The 711-nt window shown below is 35.7% G+C and carries 1 protein-coding gene; it reads left to right on the top strand.

Going from position 1 to position 711, the window contains the following annotated elements:
- Positions 1 to 88: 88 nt before the first annotated feature.
- On the top strand, positions 89 to 711 hold a 623-nt coding region (locus tag QM491_RS25470), incomplete at its 3' end, for a transposase (RefSeq protein ID WP_283330405.1).

Here is a 711-nt window from a genome sequence, read left to right as displayed (position 1 = left end):
GAAGTCATCTTGACTTTTGGTAGAATTGCTTAAAAATAAAAAAGGTTGTTGATATTTGTTTTGCGAACCATACCAAAGCAACCTTTTTATGTACTACGTACTCAGCAAAGATATAATAGAATCAGAAATAATTTGTCATTTACCTGTAAGAAAACGAGGTTTTAAGCCCCAAGCACCGACTTGTGAAATCATTAATTGTATTCTTTATAAGCTGAAGACGGGTATCCAATGGCATTTATTACCAGTCGAGAGTTTATTCAGTAATCATGTTCTTCACTATAAGACTGTTTTTGGGCATTATCGTCGTTGGTGTAAGGAAGGTATTTGGAAAAAGTGTTGGATAGAACTTTTGACAAAATACAAGTCTTCTTTCGACCTTTCAATGGTAAATTTAGATGGAAGTCATTCGTCATGTATTCGTGGTGGCGAAGAAGTTGCTTATCAAGGACGAAAAAAACGTAAAACCACTAACGCTCTTTACTTAACTGATAAACAGGGACTTGTATTGGCCATGTCAACACCAGTTTCAGGTAATCACAATGATTTATTCAACATAGAGCAGACATTTGAAGAACTTACTACCATGTTAGAGGATGCTACTATTTCAGTGGATGGGTTATTTATGAATGCAGACGGAGGACGGTTCGCCGTTGCGATTCGATTCGGAAAACTTACATCAATTATGTCATCAAAAACAAATTATCGCCAATA

The sequence above is a fragment of the Flectobacillus longus genome (assembly GCF_030056705.1).
Taxonomy (GTDB): domain Bacteria; phylum Bacteroidota; class Bacteroidia; order Cytophagales; family Spirosomataceae; genus Flectobacillus; species Flectobacillus longus.
This window is presented reverse-complemented; position numbering and strand designations above follow the sequence as displayed.